Origin of the sequence: Paraburkholderia humisilvae, assembly GCF_902859855.1 — a bacterium.
Taxonomy (GTDB): domain Bacteria; phylum Pseudomonadota; class Gammaproteobacteria; order Burkholderiales; family Burkholderiaceae; genus Paraburkholderia; species Paraburkholderia humisilvae.
In genome coordinates, this window is record NZ_CADIKH010000012.1 from 109527 (window position 1) to 126569 (window position 17043).

The window sequence follows — 17043 nt, forward strand, 5'->3', positions numbered from 1 at the left end:
GCCGCATCCGTGCTGGTGTCCCATATCCAGCTGATGACGTCGTTCGTCTGGAAGACATGTCAGGCTATCCGTCTTTGCCAACGGTAGAAAATTGAACGCACGCATTGGGTTAATCGTATGCATCTAACTTATCGCGCGCGAGCACGCTGGTCTTTTTCATGGCCGGCGCATCGTTCCGCTTGACCAAGGTGGGAATGAGCCATGAGCTGACCACGGCGAGCACCGCAACCACGACGACGCCCCAGAAGCTCCAGTACAAGGCGTGAAATAACACCGCACGAACGTCCTGGTTTCTGGCTAGCTGAGCAATCCCCGTCGGCTCGTTGAGGAGGCTATGAAGTTTTACAGCGAGTTCACCCTTGCCGTAATGCATGATTCCGGTATTGAGAACGGCGCCGAGCGCGGCGGCCCCTAACGTGTTACCCAGGCTGCGCGAAAAGATGATTGAAGCGGTTGCGCTTCCGCGCATCGACCATTCCACACTCTCCTGGATCAGGACGATGCCGGTGATGCTCACAAGTCCCATCCCAAAGCCCATTAAGAATGACGCCACACCGGCCACTGCGGGGTGACTGTGCGGCGTCAGAAATAACAGGAAGACGGCCCCGAAAGGGAAAACCAGGCTACCCACCCGCACGGTGCGACGGACACCGAACGTCTGGAACAGACGGCTCGAAAGCATAACGGCAAGCGGCCAGCCTACGACAAGCGCAGTCAAAGTCATGCCCGCTGTGATGGGTGAATAGCCGAGAACACCTTGCACGTAAATCGGCAGGATAGTCGTGAGTCCGATCAACGCCATGCCGGCGAGTAGCGTTGCGGCATTACTGGTCGCAATGAGTCGAGTCGTCCATAATTCTATCGATATGATCGGTGCGGCAGCGCGCCGCTCCTGCCAAACGAACAGTCCTGCAGACACGAGAAACAGAAAGCTGAGACCCGCGAGTACCCAGCCCGATGCGTCAGTTTCCGTCAAAATCGCCAGCAGCGAGATGATCGCGATCGCGAAAAGAATCGCCCCGGCGTAGTCAATTCCTACCCGACGCGGCTCCACCGTCTCATGCAAAAAGAGCAGGAAACCGATGATCGTCAACACACCGAATGGCAAGTTGACCCAGAAGATCCATGCCCACGAAACTCCATCGATGATAATGCCGCCTGCGAGGGGACCGACGACCGCCGATACCGCCCAGACGATCGCGATCATCCCTTGCGCCTTGCCTCGTTCTTCCATCGTGTAAAGATCGCCGATGACCGTCATTGCCACCGGATAGATAGCACCCGCACCGAGCCCCTGCAGCACACGAAAAGCAATCAACGACGTCATCGACCCACTCAAGCCACACAGCAGCGATCCCGCGAGAAACAACAAGATACCCGCGATCAGCACGGGCCTTCGACCCAACATGTCGGACAGTTTTCCATAGATGGGCGTCGTGGCCGACTGTGCCAGCAGAAAGGCGGAGAACACCCAGCTGTAGTAGCTGAAACCACCGAGTACGCCGGCGATACGCGGCATGGCGGTCGCCACGATGGTCGCTTCGATCGACACCATGAATGTCGCCACCATGATCGTGCCAAGCACCCATCGCCGCTGCAAAGCTGGAACTGAGTTTCGCATGCTGGTCTATCAAAAGTTGATACGGCCGATCACATCGAGGACAGCGCGAAGATCTGCCGCCGTTCTTTTACCAAATGCGCTTTCAAACCTGTCCTGCGCGGTCTGCCAGTAGACGGTGGACTCTTCCAGCTTTTTACGGCCCTTCGCTGTGAGGCGCACGATTCTTACTCGCCTGTTGTGCGGCGCAGGCTTCACCGAAACGAAACCATCCCGCTCCAGAGGACGAAGGTTATGCGTGACCGCACTTCGGCACAGCACGAGATATTCGGCAAGTTCGCCCATCGTTGGAGAACCCGCACGCTCGATGTAAGTCAGAATGGATCGTTGTGTCGCTTTCAGATCGCACGGCGCCATGTGCGCGTCGTAGAACATCGAAACCTTCCGCACCGCTCTGCGCAACGCTGTCGCGTTGCAATGTCCACTTTCCGTCATCGTTTCCCTTTGCATGAGCCGCTTGTGACGGGTCGTTGCAATGACAACCCGCTTGACACCACGCTTGAATACTCAAGTTATTTTTATACATGCATATGCACTTATGCGCAAGATTGAATGCTCAACTTTTCACATCGGACGTCGGCCCCGAAGGCCGTCATCCCCTGTCGGATCGAAGTTCGCGCACGCCTCGACCCAGCCGCCGGCGCAACAGCGTCCGTAGTGTCGCGGGATCGGCGTAGCCCACTTCGCTCGAGACCGTTTCGATGTCGTAGCCGAGCGCGACCAGATGCTGAGCCCGTTCGACTCGCAGGTCCTGGAAAAACGCCAGCGGTGACTTGCCAAGCACCGCCTCGGTACGACGCTGCAACGTCCGCGCTCCCACGGACAATGCGCGCGCGGCCTCCTGAAGTGAAAATCCGACAGCGAGATTGTCACGGGCCCATCGCTCGAACCGGGCAACCAGCGGATCGGCGTGAGCCAGATAGTCCGGGATGATGTACTGCCCCTGACTGGAACGCTTGTCGATAAGCATGAAACGGGCGACGAGCGTCGCCAGTTCGGGACTCGCCTGACGCACCAGCCAGAACGCCAGATCGATGTGGCCCATCATTGCTCCGGCCGTCGCCACCCGATGCGACGCAACGACCATACGCGAGTCGTTCAGTTTGACGGCCGGGTAGCTCTGCCGGAAGAACGGTGCAAGCGACCACGTCGTGGTCGCCTCGCCATTGTCCAGGATGCCGGCTTCCGCGAGCAGAAAGGTACCGACGCACGCGGCCGCAATTTGTATGCCTTTACCGTGCCACTTGCGAAGATGGGATATCACCTCGCGTACGTCCGGGCGAGCCAGCGTTTCGACGATGCGCTCAGGTTGTTTTGCATTAAGGGCGGGCACGACGATCCAGTCCGGCCGGCGAACCGAGGTGAGCGGTTCGACTGCAATCGAAAACCCCAAATGAGTACGAACACGTGTTTTGATGCCGACGAGCTTGACATCGAAGGTCCGTGAAGCGGGCCCTTCCGTGCCGGCCAGTTCGTTCGCTGTAGCGAAGATATCGAGCAGTGCTGTCAGGCCCGTATCGAACACTCCGTCGAGAACCAGGATAGCGAGTCGCATGTCGTAAATGACGCTATTAATGTCATTTCCGACTATAGTCCGCGCCGCCGGTTCCGTCTAGACTGCGTTGCAATCTGGTCAACGCATTCTGTTAGCCAGACATCAAATACGATCAAGGCGGCTGCGATGAAATTGACACCGGAACTCCATGCTTTGACACTCGTCGCGACGGCGACGGTTTTGATGTGGCTTCCGTATATGGTTGCACGGATTATGACGCGAGGTCTGTCAGCGACATTGGACAACCCTGCCGCTTCGCATTTGCCTGATCCAGAGTGGGCTCAACGCGCGAAGCTCGCCCATGCGAATGCGATCGAAAACCTTGCCGTCTTTGCGCCGCTGGTTCTCGTTGGCGCTGCAACCGGCGTCAGCACCCTTGCAACGATCGTCGCGGCCAAGCTTTATTTATGGGCACGACTCGTCCACTACGCCGTCTACGCCGCCGGCATCCCGGTCCTTCGCACCGTCGCCTTTGTGGCCGGCTTCGCAGCGACGCTCGTGTTCGCTGTCACGCTGCTCACTCACGCGGCCTGATTGCAGGCGGCGTATCGCCCAATGATCTCAACCTCCCCACAGGAACACACATGAATACCGCTCCAAAGACCATCCTCGATACGATCGGCAACACATCGTTGCTCGAACTGCGGCATGTCGTTCCGTCTAACGGGGCCCGCCTCTTTCTGAAACTGGAAAGCCAGAACCCGACTGGAAGCATGAAGGACCGCATCGCACTGGCGATGATCGAAGCACCAGAACGCGACGGGCGGCTCAAACCGGATGGCGCGGTCGTCGAGTACACGGGCGGCAGCACGGGCGTGTCGCTCGCGCTGGTGTGTGCCGTGAAGAAGCATCCGCTGCACCTCGTATCGTCGGATGCGTTCTCGAAGGAAAAGCTCGACCACATGCGCCTGCTGGGCGCACGGCTCACGCTCGTGCCGAGCGATAACGGCAAGCAGACGGAAAAGCTGACCAAAGACATGATCCGCGAGGCGCATCGCATCGCGAACGAGACCGGTGCATACATCACGGCGCAAATGGAGAATACCGATCAGCTCGAGGCTTATTCACAAATGGCCGACGAAATCTGGACGCAGACCGGCGGCCGCATCGACGCCTTTGTGGAAAGTGTCGGCACGGCGGCTTCGCTACGCGGCATCTCGCAGCGACTGCGCGAGCACCATGCGCGCATCCACGTGGTCGGGGTCGAGCCGGCCGAGTCGGCCGTGCTTTCGGGCGGACAGACGGGCGCACATAGGATCGACGGCATCGGGGCAGGCTATGTCGTACCGCTGTGGCACGACAGGATCGCCAACGAACTCGAACGCGTTGCGACGAATGACGCGAAAGCCATGGCATTTCGCCTCGCGGCCGAGGAAGGCCTGTTCTGCGGAACGTCGACCGGTGCGAACGTGACGGCAGCGCTTCGTGTCGCCGAACGCCTGGGACCGGACGCAAAGATTGTCACCATAATGTGCGACACCGGCATGAAGTACCTGAAGACTTTCTCACAGAGTCTCGAGCGGTGAACGTCGTACGGATACGGGCGGCTTCGCCCGTGTCACAGCGGGCGCGTTCGAGAGGATCGATCATTCATACTGGCTCATCTGATTCGTGAGCACCGACGAAAGGCCAACCCGAGCCACGTGCGCTTTCGCTTAACTCTCATATAGCCGCTCAAATGACACAAGCAATCGACACCGCACGTCTTGCAACCTGTGAGGCGATGCTAGCCGGCATGCTTGCGCGTGCGTTCGAACAGGACCCGATCGCCCGATACGTGTTTCCGGATAACACGGTAAGACGACATCGTCTGGTATCGACTTATCGGCTGTATTTGCGCGTATTCGCGCAACGCGGACGCGTGTGCGCCAATGACGCGCACAGCGCCGCCGCGCTTTGGCTTCCTCCCGGGCAATATCCCCTTACCTTGATGCAACACCTTCGGTTACTGCCGCGCATGATATGGGCCACAGGAATGAATCGTTTTCCGGCTGCCAACCGCGTATTGGATCATCTGGACGACATGCATCCGACGAACAGGAAGTTCTGGTACCTGGGGGTGCTCGGTGTCGAGCCGGTCCGCCAACACCAGGGGCTTGGGAGCGAGCTTTTACGTGACGGACTTCATATGTGCGACCAGGACCGTATCGCAGCCTATCTGGAAACAGGCGAACCGAGTACGCTGCCGTTTTACGCACACTTCGGCTTCTCGGTGCTGCGCGAGTCCCGGCTACCCGATGGCCCGACCATCTGGGCTTTGTGGCGCGACCCGAACCCAGATTGAAACTCGCCGCCGGGATCCACTTGAAACAGGATGCCTGTCATCTTCTATTTGTCGTCGAGCGCGTGAGCGTTGGGTACGGCACGCGTACGAAGCTCATGCGACGTGCTGGAAACGGAGCGCCGGGTTTCCATCGGCCATCGAAACACGCTCCTCCCTCGTGAGCCGTCCTGGGTGAAACGTTCCCATGCGACGATCACGTCCCATTAAGTGGTAGGCCGATCGTATTCCTTGACAGGCCAATGGCCGCTCACCAGACTTAGCGGACTCAGGGTGGTACTCGTCTTGCTGATGGGAGTCGCTCAATGAAGAACTTACAGAAAGCTTTGCATCCCAAAGTGGTTGGAACGCTGCTGGCGGTCGTGCTATCGACGCAGGTCTTTGCGGCGGGCCCCCAGGTGGTGAATGGACCGGGTGCCGATCCGGGCTGCTTCAAACCGCAATCAGCCGACACGAAATTCTTCCAGTGGCCCGCGAAGCACGGCCCCTACCGGATCGCGCTGGTGAACGGGTTCATCGCCAATGACTGGCGCGTTCAGATGATCCGCGTGGCGAAGGCCTATGTCGCCCAGCCGGCAGTGCAAAAGGACATCAAGGAATTCAAGGTCGTGTCCGTCGGACAGGACATTTCCGCGCAGATCGCCGCAGCCAACAATTTCATCGATCAGGGCTTCGACGCGATCATCATCGACGCCAATAGCTCCGCCGCTTTCAAGGGCGTGGTGCACAAGGCCAATGAAAAGGGCGTGGTGGTCGTGTCCTTCGACAACGTGATCGACAGTCCGGACCAGATCTCGGTCAATGTGAACCAGCTTGGCCTCGGTGAAATGGCTGCCAACTTCCTGCTGAAAGAAGGCAAAAAGACGGGCGATCTGACCTTCCTGCATGTGCGCGGGCCATCTGGCCAGCCGGTGGACCTCGCCCGCGACAAGGGCTTCCACGGCGTGCTCGACAAGTCGGGACGCAAGGTAAAGGTGGTCGACGTGATCGGCAACTGGGCGCCCGGCGATGCTCAAAAGGCGACTGCCGACGCCATTGCCGCGGGTGGAATCTTCGACGGCATCTACGTCCAGGGGGGATCGCAGGGCACGGTTCAGGCGATGCTCGACGCCAACAAGTTCAAGGCGCCGATCTCGGGCGAGACGGAAAACGCCTTTCGATTGCTTTGCAACAAGGCCAACCTGACCTGTCAGTCTGGCGGCACCGGCCCCGCACAGAGCGCGGTGGCCATCAAGACCGCGGTCGCGGCCCTGCAGGGCAAGACGATTCCGCAAAGCATCGCGCTGCCCACTTCCGTCGACTACTCGCCCTTCACGCCCGGCAAGAACGTATTCCCGGATCTGCCCGGCAGTTTCTTTGCCGGTAACGACTTCCCGAGCTGCAGCATCGGCTTCTCGGCCGAAGAAATCGCGAAGCAGAGCAGCCAGAACAACTGAACTGCAGGGCGCCGCAGGGATCGCCCCTGCCGCGGCAGGCAACGGAGACGCAAGGCGATGATCGATGGGACGCCGGGTCCGCTGCTGCGGGTAGAGGGTGTTTCGAAGCAATACGGCGGCGTGCGGGCGCTGCAGGACGTGCAATTCGCCTGTCGCGCGGGCTCGATCCACGCGCTCCTCGGCGAGAACGGCGCGGGTAAGTCCACGTTCATCAAGATCCTCTCCGGCGTCGTCCAGCCCGACCGCGGCCGCATCTTTCTTGGCGGTGCGCCAGCCAGCTTCGCCACGCCCGGCGCGGCGGCGGACGCCGGAATATCCTGCATCTTCCAGGAGCTTTCGCTGCTGCCCGATCTCACCGTGGCCGACAATATCGGCATCACGCATCCACCGCGCCGGTTCGGATTGATCGACAAGGCAGCACAGCGACGCAGAGCGGAACAGATGCTGGCGCGGGTTGGCGGCGAAGACATCCATCCGGCCGCCCCGGTGGCAAGCCTGCCGCTGTCGCGCCAGCAACTGGTCGAGATTGCCAAGGCTTTGGCGCGGCAACCCAAGGTGCTGATCCTCGACGAAGCCACCTCGGCCTTGACCGCCGCCGATGTTTCCAAGGTCTTCACGCTTCTGAAACGTCTGCGCGCGGAGGGCATGGCAATCATCTACATCTCGCACCGGATGCATGAGATCGCCGAACTTGCGGACGAGTGCACCGTGTTCCGCAACGGCCGCTACATCGAGACCTTCGCGGCCGGTACCCGCTCGGATGACGCGATCGTCGAGATGATGATCGGCCGCGAATACGCGAGCGCGTTTCCGCCGCTCGGCGGGACGACGCGCGACGGAAAGCCCGCGCTTGCGGTCCGCCATCTTTCCTGGGCCGCAGAGTTAAAGGATATTTCGCTCGACGTGCATCGCGGCGAAGTGGTCGGCCTTGGCGGACTCGATGGCCAGGGCCAGCGACAGTTTCTGCTGGCGCTCTTTGGCGTGCTGCTCGGCGTCGAGGGCGAGATTGAAGTGGCCGGTAAGCCGGTGAAGATTTCGAGCCCCCGCGACGCGAAGTCGCGCGCGCTCGGTCTCGCGCTGATTCCAGAGGACCGCAAGAACGAAGGGCTGATGCTGCCGATGACGGTGCGCGAGAATTTGTCCTTTGCCGCGCTCGATGCGGTAAGCCGATTCGGCCGGATCGACCGGAAAGCCGAAGTCGAGATGATCGATGCTGTGGTGCGCCAGCTGGCGATCAAGTCGGACGGGCTCGACGGCCCCGTGGCCGCGCTTTCCGGCGGGAACCAGCAGAAGGTGGTGATCGGCAAATGGCTGATGACGAGGCCGCGCATTGTGCTGCTGAACGATCCGACCAGAGGGATCGACGTGGGCACCAAGCAGGAAATCTATCAGTTGCTGCGGCGGCTCGCCGAACAAGGGACGGCGGTGCTGTTCTATTCCACCGACTACGACGAACTGATCGGTTGCTGCGACCGGGTCGCGATCTTCTACGACGGCACCATCAGTCAAATGCTGCAAGGCGCCGAGCTCACCGAACGCAACCTGGTCGGCGCCGCGCTGAATCTGACATCGGCCGCGCAGTAACACCTCGCGAGCACGACTCGAATGCCACACGTAACCGGACCAACGCCGAATGAGGGAGACCATGACGGACAGACCGCGCAAAGGCAATTGGCGCTACTGGTTCGCGGCGCAGCGCGGCGCGCTGATCGCCGTGGCCATTTTCCTCGCGATGTTCGGCGTTTATGGCACGGCCCAGCCGATCGGTTTGACCGCCGATATCATCAACACGGCGGCCAACAAGGGGGCGCTGTTGGCGCTCGTCGCGATGGCGCAGACGTTGCCGGTGCTGACCGGGGGGCTCGATCTTTCGGTCGGCATGATCTTCATGCTGGCCAACTGCCTTGCATCGACGATCGTCATCGGCGGCCCGACGATGACCGCGCTCGGCATCATCGGCGTGCTCGCTGCGGGCCTGCTGTGCGGCCTTCTGAACGGGTTGATCGTCGTCTATGGCCGGTTGCAGCCGCTGATCGCTACGCTTGCGACCAGCGCGATCTATTTCGGCTTCGCCCTTGCGCTGCGTCCGCAGCCGGGTGGTGACATCAACAGCGATCTGGCCGATCTGATGACGCGCTCGACCTATGGCGTGCCCTCCTCGGTCCTGCTGCTGCTCGGCGCCGTCGTGTTCGTCTGGATGCCCTACCGGAATTCCACCCTCGGACGCGCGGCCTATGCGGTGGGGTCGTCGGAACAGGCGGCTTATATGTCCGGTGTCCCGATCGCGCGGGTCAAGCTTTCGGCGTATACGCTCGGCGGACTCTTCGCCGCTCTGGGCGGTCTCCTGCTAACGTGCATCACTTTTTCCGGCGAGGCGCGCGCCGCGCTCGGCGGCGATTACACGCTGAACTCGATCGCCGCGCTGGTGATCGGCGGCACCTCGCTCTTCGGTGGCTCAGGCGGCGCGGTCGGCTCCGTCTTCGGGGCTTTCGTGATGCGCACGGTGGGCGATCTGCTTGTCGTGTTCAATATCAATCCGGTGTTACAGCCGCTGTTTGTCGGTGTCGTTCTGCTGTTCGCGGTCAGCCTCGGCTCGCTTCGCTTGCTGCGTGTTCGCAACAAGCTGGACCTCTTCCGCTAGATATCGCCATGCTCCGCTCGTTGCCCAAGATCGACGCCGCGACGCTGATCGCCTTCGGCTGCATCGTGCTGCTGCTTCTATTGGGCGCCGTGGCCAAGCCGGGCTTTCTGTCCGTCGGATATCTCGCGCAGCAACTCCAGGTCGCCTCCTTCCTCGGCACGATTGCGACGGGGGAGATGATCGTGATCCTGATGGGGCAGATTGACCTGTCGATCCCCTGGACGATCGCGATCGGCGGCATGATGGCCACCGGTGCTTCAGGCATCCTCGGCCCCACGCTCGGCGTGCCGCTCGCGGTCCCGTTCGGGATCTTCTGCGGTGTCCTGGTTGGGGTCGTGAACGGCCTGGGGGTGGCCTATTTGCGGGCGCCTTCGATGATCTTCACGCTGGGTATGAATGCCGTCGCCCAAGGCCTGATGGTCTATCACACGGGCGGCTTCGCGCCGCAGGATCGAGCCACCGGGCTGATGATCGCGCTCGCTAGCGGCCAGCTGATTCCGGGCATCTCCAATCCGCTCCTCGTATGGATCGTGCTTGGGGCAGTCACGGTCTACATGCTGACGAACACGCGGCTCGGCCGCCAGATCTACGCGATCGGCAATCGGGAGCGGGCGGTGTTTCTCTCCGGCGTCGACAGCCGACGCGTTACCCTGATCGCCTTTGCGCTATCCGGCGCGTGCGCCGCGGCGGGCGGTGTGCTGCTTGCCGGCTGGGCGAATCGCTCCTATCAGGCAATGGGCGACCCCTATCTGTTGCCCACGATCGCGGCGATCGTGCTGGGCGGCACGAATGTGCTCGGCGGCCGCGGCACCTATCTCGGCACCGTTGCGGGCGTGATCCTGATCACGCTTCTGCAATCGATCCTCTCGGTGCTGCAACCGCAGGACTATTTTGCGGAGATCGGCATCAAGCTGCCGGCGGACGTCTTCCGCCAGGTGGTGTTCGGTCTCGTCATCATCGTGATGATGATGCTCTATGGTCGCGAAAGAGTGGTTCGCTAGCAGCGTGGCCAGTGGCTCAAGCGCAAGACGCCGCTGGGAGACTAGCGATAGTTCACAAAGTTGATGATGTCGTTGAGGAACCACGGCAGAATCAGCTGCGTGTCGGGATCGCTGACGCCGACGCTCAGCCTCGGCGGCTTTGACGCTGAGCCACCGGACATCACACTGTCGGGCATGTGCAGAAGGTAGGAATCCGTTTCGGTTGAACCCGCCCGGGCCGTCTGATGGGTCGCGGTCTCGGGCGCCCCTGTCGACGTGCAGCCGGCGGTCAACATGATGAGGGCCACTGCGAAACAAATCGGGTTCGCCGTGAGGGTCATTGAATATGCGCCCCACTTTGTCGTGACGACGCCCGAGCATCGGCACCCCAACCTTTTTGATGCAACTCCCGATACCTGGCTAGCCAGGCGAACAGGTCGTTCGCGGACATCGCCTTTGCGAAATACCACCCTTGCGCATACTGCACGCCTTTCTCCATCAGGTAGGTGATCTGCGACGCCGACTGCACACCCTCCGCAACGATTTCCAGACCCAGCTCATGCGCCATCGCGATGATATGCGGCGCAACAACACTGGAGGCCGTATCTTGCGCTATCGTGTCGACAAACGATTTGTCAATCTTTAGCACATCGACCTGAAAGGTTTGCAGATAGGAAAGGCTCGAATAGCCGGTCCCAAAGTCATCAATATAGACCGGATGACCTGCGGCCCTGAACGCGGCAATCACACCACGCGTGACATCCGCATGCATGAAGCTGCGCTCGGTTGCTTCGATTCGCAGCTGCGCGGCGGCGATGCCTGTTCCCGTCAGCGCTGTCGTGAGAATAGCAAGGAAGCGGTCGCTCCTCAGATCTTCGCTGCTTAGATTGATCGAGCAGTAAAACGACGGATTCGAACGCAACCATCCGACGAGTTCCGATAAGGCCTTATGCAGGACGAGATCGGTCAACGGTTGGATCAGGTGATGTTCTTCGGCAACCGTGACAAACACCTCGGGTGGCACGAAACTGCCATGCAGCTTCCATCTCACCAGCGCCTCGACGCCGACACACTCGTTATCGGCTAACCGGATGATGGGCTGATAGAACACGTCCAGCTTCTTTCGCGCGATCGCCCATTGCAGCGTTGCGGGAAAAGAAAGTAGCCGGGAGATGCGCCTGAACATAAACCAGCCGGTCGCGGCGCCCGCAACCACGCCAATCGAAAGCCAGATGACCAGCAACTTCGGCCAGTCGCCGACGAGGCTGCTGCGTGCGGACTTGACTACGATGACGAGTGGTCTTGTCGAAGAATGCGCAATGGCGTAGTTCCAGCGATCGCTTTTCAGGTTACCGTTGCGTTTCCATGCGTCGAGCATTTCGCGTGCGTCGGCGCCCGGCGACACGGACAGCACCGTGCCGGTTTCGGTATTGATCGCGGCGATCGGGCGGCCGGCCGGATCAATCGGGTCCACAAACGCCGCCGGGTCCACTGAAACGTAATGGCCGTCGCGGCCGATCAGGATGTCCTCGCGTACGTCGCTCAACGGACTCTTCCGCTTGAACCACACAAGATAACCATCGTTGGTTTGCCAGTCCGGCGGCGGTAGCACCATGCCTTTTGATCGAACGTCGCCAAGCAGCGGCGAGCATAGGTACTGCCCATCGGCGTAACTGCCCGCATCCTGGACATACCGGTAGTTGAAGATCACACGCGCAGCCTGTGCAAGGCTGGACGGCGAGCAGGACGGGCCGGATACCCGACCCAGATCGAACAACGCGGAGAATGCCTGATACGTAACCAGATCCGCGCGCATCAGCGCCTGCTCGGCGAATCCGCTCAGTTCCTGCCGGTCCCGTCGTTGGGCATCTTTATTCGCAACGTACAGGCTCGTCAGGACAGGCGCTATCGTCGCTATACACGCTAATGCGATCGAAGCGGAAACCACCATGATGCGCCTGATCATTTTGCGTTCCGTATCGATCGATTGACAGAGAGGCGACGGTCGGTTGTCCGACCGGTCGCTCACTGGCTTCGGTGTCCCGTAGCGTACCGTTCACGTCGAAGAATAGTATCTGGCGCCAGGTTTTCAATTGACTGGTGAAACGACGCGTCAGTCTCGATGTCACATGGAAGCTTAATTCGCGCGACAATACCCCGTCGTGCCACTGCAATACGTGATTTAGCATAGTCGTCCCCAGATTCGCTGCCCGGTATTCGTTGTCGTTCCCAGTCGCCTGCAACCGGCCTGGTAATCCACGTTTAAGGAGTGCGTTATGTCCTGGCGAAAATACGGTGGAATCACGTCGAACAGTTCGTCCCCCTGCCTTTGCGACAAGACGCTGGCGCAGTATGCGAACCGGCGTATCAGTGCCGATCTGTCACGCCGCGGATTTGTCGCCGGCATGGCGGCTTCGATGTTGAGCCTCATCCTGCCGGACCTCGGCAAGGCTCAAGGGATCAGCCCGCCTGAAGCGCCCGCCCGTCCGGTGACGTTCACGAACTTGAGGCTATTCGACGGCAAGTCGTCCACGTTGCGCTCCGGGCTTTACATGTCCATCGACGGAAGCCGGATCGGCCATATCGGGACGGGACAGCCGCCTTCAGCCGACAACCGGATGGTGATCGACTGCGGCAACAAGGTCATGATTCCCGGCCTCATCGACATGCACTGGCATGCGTTGCTCGCAGCACTCCCCATTCAGGTCTTGCTCCAGGCGGACATGGGCTTCGTCTATCTTGCGGCAAGCGGTGAAGCCGAGCGTACGCTGCTGCGGGGCTTCACGACGATTCGCGATGTGGGCGGTCCGTCATTCGTATTGAAACAGGCGATCGATGGCGGCCTGATCAGCGGACCCCGCATCTATCCGTCCGGTCCGATGATCACCACGACCGGCGGACATGGCGATTTTCGGCCGCTTTCGGACATTCCGCGCTCTGGCGGTCAGGTCACGAGGATGGAACAGGAAGGCGGCTTTGCGATCGCCGATTCGGAGGACGAAGTCCGCCTTCGGGTTCGCGAACAATTCCTGCAAGGGGCGTCGCAGGTCAAGCTGGTCGGATGCGGCGGCGTGTCGACGCCGCGCAGCCCGCTCGACATGCTGACGTTCACTCAACCCCAATTGCGCGCCGCTGTCGAAACGGCGGCCGATTGGGGCACCTATGTGGCCGTCCATGCGTACACCCCGGAGGCCGTTCAACGTTCCCTTTCGGCGGGCGTTCAGTGCATCGAACATGGACACCTGATGGATGACAGGACCGCGGCACTGATGGCAAAGAACGACACGTGGCTGAGTACCCAGCCGTTCGTCGATGAAAACGATGCCGCCGCGCTGACCGAACCGAGCCGTAGCAAGTTTCTGGAAGTGATCGCGGGCACAGACTCCACTTACAAGCTTGCGCGCAAGCACGGCATCAAAACGGCCTTCGGCACGGATCTGATTTTTTCGCCGGTTCTCGCGACACGTCAGGGCGTCATGTTGACCCACCTGAAACGGTGGTATTCGCCAGTCGAGGCGTTGACCATGGCGACCGGCGCTAACGGCCAGCTACTTGCGCTGTCGAAGGAGCGCAACCCGTATCCGGGGAAACTCGGTGTGCTCGAAGAGGGGGCGTACGCCGATTTATTGCTTGTCGATGGGAATCCACTCGAGAATCTGGACCTGATCGCCAACCCGGATCAAAACCTGCGGATCGTGATGAAAGACGGCCGGGTCTACAAGAACACGATCGCGGCTTAGAGTCGGCTGGGTCGCGGCGTCGATGTGAAACGCGGCCAGCGGAGCCTCGGTGGGTGGCAACCCTTTTACACGAGGTTCACCCCGCTGACCGAACGACATGACAAATCAGTGACTCATGTCGTCAAACGGCAGACTCCATGAAGTGATGTTGGGGACGTTATCGTCGACGGCCGCAAAATGCACGATTCCATTGCTCACCTGCGAGAAGGCAAGCCCAAAGGCCCCCCCCTGCGCGGGATCCATCGAGATCTGGGCGACGAAGCGCCCCTGCGGCGTGAACTCGACGACTTCGCTCGGTTGATTGGGATCGCCGTTAACGGCATCGCCATTAGCGGTGAACAGATGGCCGTTCGGGCCAAGCGCAAGTGCAAGCGGGCCATGCAGGTGTTGATTGTCAGCATAGATCAGCACGCCCTTGCCGCCATCGTGCCGGCTACTGCCTGCGCCAAACACCGCAAAGACCGCATTGTCGACTGTCGACGCCACGTACAGGACGTCCCGTTGCGGATCGTAGGCGAGTCCAGTCGGCCCGACCACCAGCGCGGCAGGATCCGCGCGGAACGGATAGCCTGATGCGACCCGCGTGCTGCCTTGCAGACGCACACCGTTACTGTCGATCGTGATGTCTAGACGCACCACCGTCCCGTTGAGCACATTCGATACGAACACCTTCGCGTGATCGCCGAGATCGAAGATCGTCAAATCCCAAGGTCCGTCGAGACCCGCGTTCGCGGGCGTCCATTGCGTGACGACATTCCCCGCCCGGTTGAGCACCAGCAGCGACCCGGGCTGAATGGTCGCGAACGTGCCGTCCGTGGTGGGCACGTTCCCGACCAGTACGAAGCCGGCGCGCAGCACGCCTAGCGCTGTCGTCAGGCCCAGTCCCGCCGGGCCCTGGAAGAACACGGTGGGATTTCCGTTCGGCACGATCTTGACGATCGTCGTGCCGGTGCCCTGGAGATTCTTCACGTTGTTGAAATTGGACACGAGCAGGTCGCTCGCGCCAATGGTGCCGTGAGCGGGGAATCCTTGCGGCACAAAAGCGACACCATACGGATTGACGTCGCCGTTCACCGGCACTGTGGACGATGTGACCGTTGCGGGAGGTAGTAACCGACTATCGTCGGCAAGGACGGGGCCGATTGACTCGTACGCGATAAACGTACAAAGCACGACCGTCAATGCGGCTTTCGCTACATCTTTCCGGTAAGCGGCATGCAGGCTCAGCCGTCGTTCAGCGGTGCGTACGGAGTCAGCGTAAGTGCGAATCATGACGATTCTCCATGGAGGTCGCGGCCACAAGCACGCCACTGGACACCGGAGATGGCATGGATCAGCCGCCACGGTTTCGACCTTCGCTGAATGACCTGAATGCGCGTACCCGCCGCCACACGTGTCCATGCGGCGCGCGGCATCAGCGCAGGCCGATCGCTCTACCGGTGCGCGAGAAGCAAGCGGGCGCCCGACTGTGATGAACGCGCCTCGGCGGAACGTGCTGCTTAAACGATCCGCCTGCGACAGAAATTCCGCGCCAATTGAAACGACACAGGGGGTCGAGCGCTTGCGCATCGCGGCGTGGCCATGCAATAGCCATCGACCGCTGTCATAGTGGAAAACCCGTGACTCCCCTTCAGAAGCCACCGTTCGCTGCCGTAGACGCAGTCTGGTTTCATGCTTACGACAATCAGACCCCGAGCACCCCCCGGAAGATCACCATGACGGACCCAGTTCATCCGGAGAGTTCTCTCCAGGCCGCCTTTCTGCGGCACGACGCAACCCTCGCGCCGTCGAACCGCATGCCCGGCGACGACGACAGCGCCGTCTACCGCACGCTACTGGAATCAACCAAGGCCATTCCGTGGAAGATCGACTGGGCGACGATGGAATTCGCCTATATCGGGCCGCAAATCGAAGCGCTGCTGGGCTGGGCTCCGTCGACATGGAAAACGGTCAACGACTGGGCCGAGCGCATGCATCCGGACGATCGCGAGGCCGTGGTCAATTTTTGTGTCGCGCAATCGAAGGCCGGCACGGATCACGAAGCCGATTATCGCGCCCTCACGCGCGACGGCGGCTACGTGTGGCTGCGAGACGTGGTGCACGTGGTGCGCAACGACAACGGCGACGTGGAAGCGCTAATCGGATTCATGTTCGACATCAGTGAACGCAAGCGTACCGAAGAAAAGCTCGCTCAACTGCAACGAGAACTCGAACACCTGTCGTTTCACGACAGTCTGACTGGCGCCGGCAATCGCCGGATGTTCGACGATGTGATCGAGCGTGCATGGTCCGCCGCGCTGGAATCCGGCAACGCGCTATCGTTAATCATGGTCGATATCGACTTCTTCAAGTCGTACAACGACTACTATGGTCACCTGCAAGGCGACGCATGTCTCCAGCGTGTCGCACGTGTGCTCGGTGAAGCTGCGGGCCGGGATCACTTTCTCGGTCGCTTTGGCGGCGAAGAATTCGTGCTGGTCCTGGCCGATACCGAAGCGCATGCCGCGGTCAACGTCGCGGAACGATGCCGCACGCTTATCGCGGAAGAAGCGATTGCACATGTCCGCTCGCCACACCAGCAACGTGTTACCGCAAGCTTTGGAGTCGGCACGATCGTGCCGACCAGTCGGATGGACAGGACCGCATTCATCAATCTGGTCGACGCGCAGCTGTATCACGCGAAGGAAAACGGCCGCAATCGCATCGCTGCGGTAGATCGGGCCGGGATGCAAGGGGAAGCTTTTAAATCGCATTCGCGCTGAGGTGCGACTTTCCGCCTTTCGGACTTTCGC

At 60.7% G+C, this 17043-nt stretch carries 15 protein-coding genes; 9 read left to right on the forward strand and 6 right to left on the reverse strand.

The window, feature by feature from the left end:
* Positions 1-109: 109 nt before the first annotated feature.
* The 3 genes from HV796_RS14780 to HV796_RS14790 form a co-directional block, all read right to left on the reverse strand.
* The gene (locus HV796_RS14780; RefSeq protein ID WP_175227249.1) at positions 110-1621 is read right to left on the reverse strand and encodes an MDR family MFS transporter; all 1512 of its coding nucleotides are present in this window, start codon (positions 1619-1621) and stop codon (positions 110-112) included.
* Between the two features lie 9 nt (positions 1622-1630).
* A complete protein-coding gene (locus HV796_RS14785; protein WP_343052894.1) occupies positions 1631-1993 on the reverse strand; it encodes a MarR family winged helix-turn-helix transcriptional regulator in 363 nt (120 codons plus the stop codon).
* 217 nt (positions 1994-2210) lie between these two features.
* A complete protein-coding gene (locus HV796_RS14790; RefSeq protein WP_175227251.1) occupies positions 2211-3173 on the reverse strand; it encodes a GlxA family transcriptional regulator in 963 nt (320 codons plus the stop codon).
* A 126-nt stretch (positions 3174-3299) separates the two neighbouring features.
* On the opposite strand from HV796_RS14790, the gene HV796_RS14795 reads away from it, so the two are divergent.
* The 7 genes from HV796_RS14795 (at position 3300) to HV796_RS14825 (ending at position 10532) form a co-directional block, all read left to right on the forward strand.
* Entirely contained in the window at positions 3300-3707 is a 408-nt protein-coding gene (locus HV796_RS14795) for an MAPEG family protein (RefSeq protein WP_175227252.1), read from the forward strand.
* Between the two features lie 50 nt (positions 3708-3757).
* The gene (locus tag HV796_RS14800) at positions 3758-4699 is read left to right on the forward strand and encodes a PLP-dependent cysteine synthase family protein (RefSeq protein ID WP_175227253.1); all 942 of its coding nucleotides are present in this window, start codon (positions 3758-3760) and stop codon (positions 4697-4699) included.
* A gap of 152 nt (positions 4700-4851) precedes the next feature.
* Positions 4852-5457 (forward strand): GNAT family N-acetyltransferase, encoded by a 606-nt coding sequence (locus HV796_RS14805; RefSeq protein WP_175227254.1) that lies wholly within the window; start codon positions 4852-4854, stop codon positions 5455-5457.
* Between the two features lie 335 nt (positions 5458-5792).
* Positions 5793-6890: a substrate-binding domain-containing protein gene (locus HV796_RS14810; protein WP_246355869.1), complete on the forward strand. Its 1098-nt coding sequence runs from the start codon at positions 5793-5795 to the stop codon at positions 6888-6890.
* Positions 6891-6947: 57 nt separating this feature from the next.
* Positions 6948-8474: a sugar ABC transporter ATP-binding protein gene (locus HV796_RS14815; protein WP_175227256.1), complete on the forward strand. Its 1527-nt coding sequence runs from the start codon at positions 6948-6950 to the stop codon at positions 8472-8474.
* Between the two features lie 184 nt (positions 8475-8658).
* Positions 8659-9531 (forward strand): ABC transporter permease, encoded by an 873-nt coding sequence (locus HV796_RS14820; RefSeq protein ID WP_246355870.1) that lies wholly within the window; start codon positions 8659-8661, stop codon positions 9529-9531.
* A gap of 8 nt (positions 9532-9539) precedes the next feature.
* The gene (locus HV796_RS14825) at positions 9540-10532 is read left to right on the forward strand and encodes an ABC transporter permease (protein WP_175227258.1); all 993 of its coding nucleotides are present in this window, start codon (positions 9540-9542) and stop codon (positions 10530-10532) included.
* Between the two features lie 41 nt (positions 10533-10573).
* Here HV796_RS14825 and HV796_RS14830 read toward each other — a convergent pair whose 3' ends face one another.
* Positions 10574-10852, reverse strand: coding sequence for a hypothetical protein (locus tag HV796_RS14830; protein ID WP_175227259.1), 279 nt, complete (start codon positions 10850-10852; stop codon positions 10574-10576).
* Positions 10849-12477 carry an EAL domain-containing protein gene (locus HV796_RS14835; protein WP_175227260.1) on the reverse strand — a complete coding sequence of 543 codons (1629 nt, stop codon included), beginning with the start codon at positions 12475-12477 and terminating at the stop codon, positions 10849-10851. Before HV796_RS14835 ends, HV796_RS14830 begins: the two co-directional genes overlap by 4 nt.
* Before the next feature lie 310 nt (positions 12478-12787).
* Between HV796_RS14835 and HV796_RS14840 the strand changes: the two genes are divergently transcribed.
* Positions 12788-14251 (forward strand): metal-dependent hydrolase family protein, encoded by a 1464-nt coding sequence (locus tag HV796_RS14840; RefSeq protein WP_246355871.1) that lies wholly within the window; start codon positions 12788-12790, stop codon positions 14249-14251.
* A gap of 105 nt (positions 14252-14356) precedes the next feature.
* On the opposite strand, the gene HV796_RS14845 is transcribed toward HV796_RS14840, so the two are convergent.
* Complete coding sequence (locus HV796_RS14845) at positions 14357-15523, reverse strand: NHL repeat-containing protein (protein ID WP_246355872.1); 1167 nt, start codon at positions 15521-15523, stop codon at positions 14357-14359.
* Between the two features lie 443 nt (positions 15524-15966).
* On the opposite strand from HV796_RS14845, the gene HV796_RS14850 reads away from it, so the two are divergent.
* Positions 15967-17013 carry a GGDEF domain-containing protein gene (locus tag HV796_RS14850; protein WP_175227261.1) on the forward strand — a complete coding sequence of 349 codons (1047 nt, stop codon included), beginning with the start codon at positions 15967-15969 and terminating at the stop codon, positions 17011-17013.
* Positions 17014-17043: the final 30 nt, after the last annotated feature.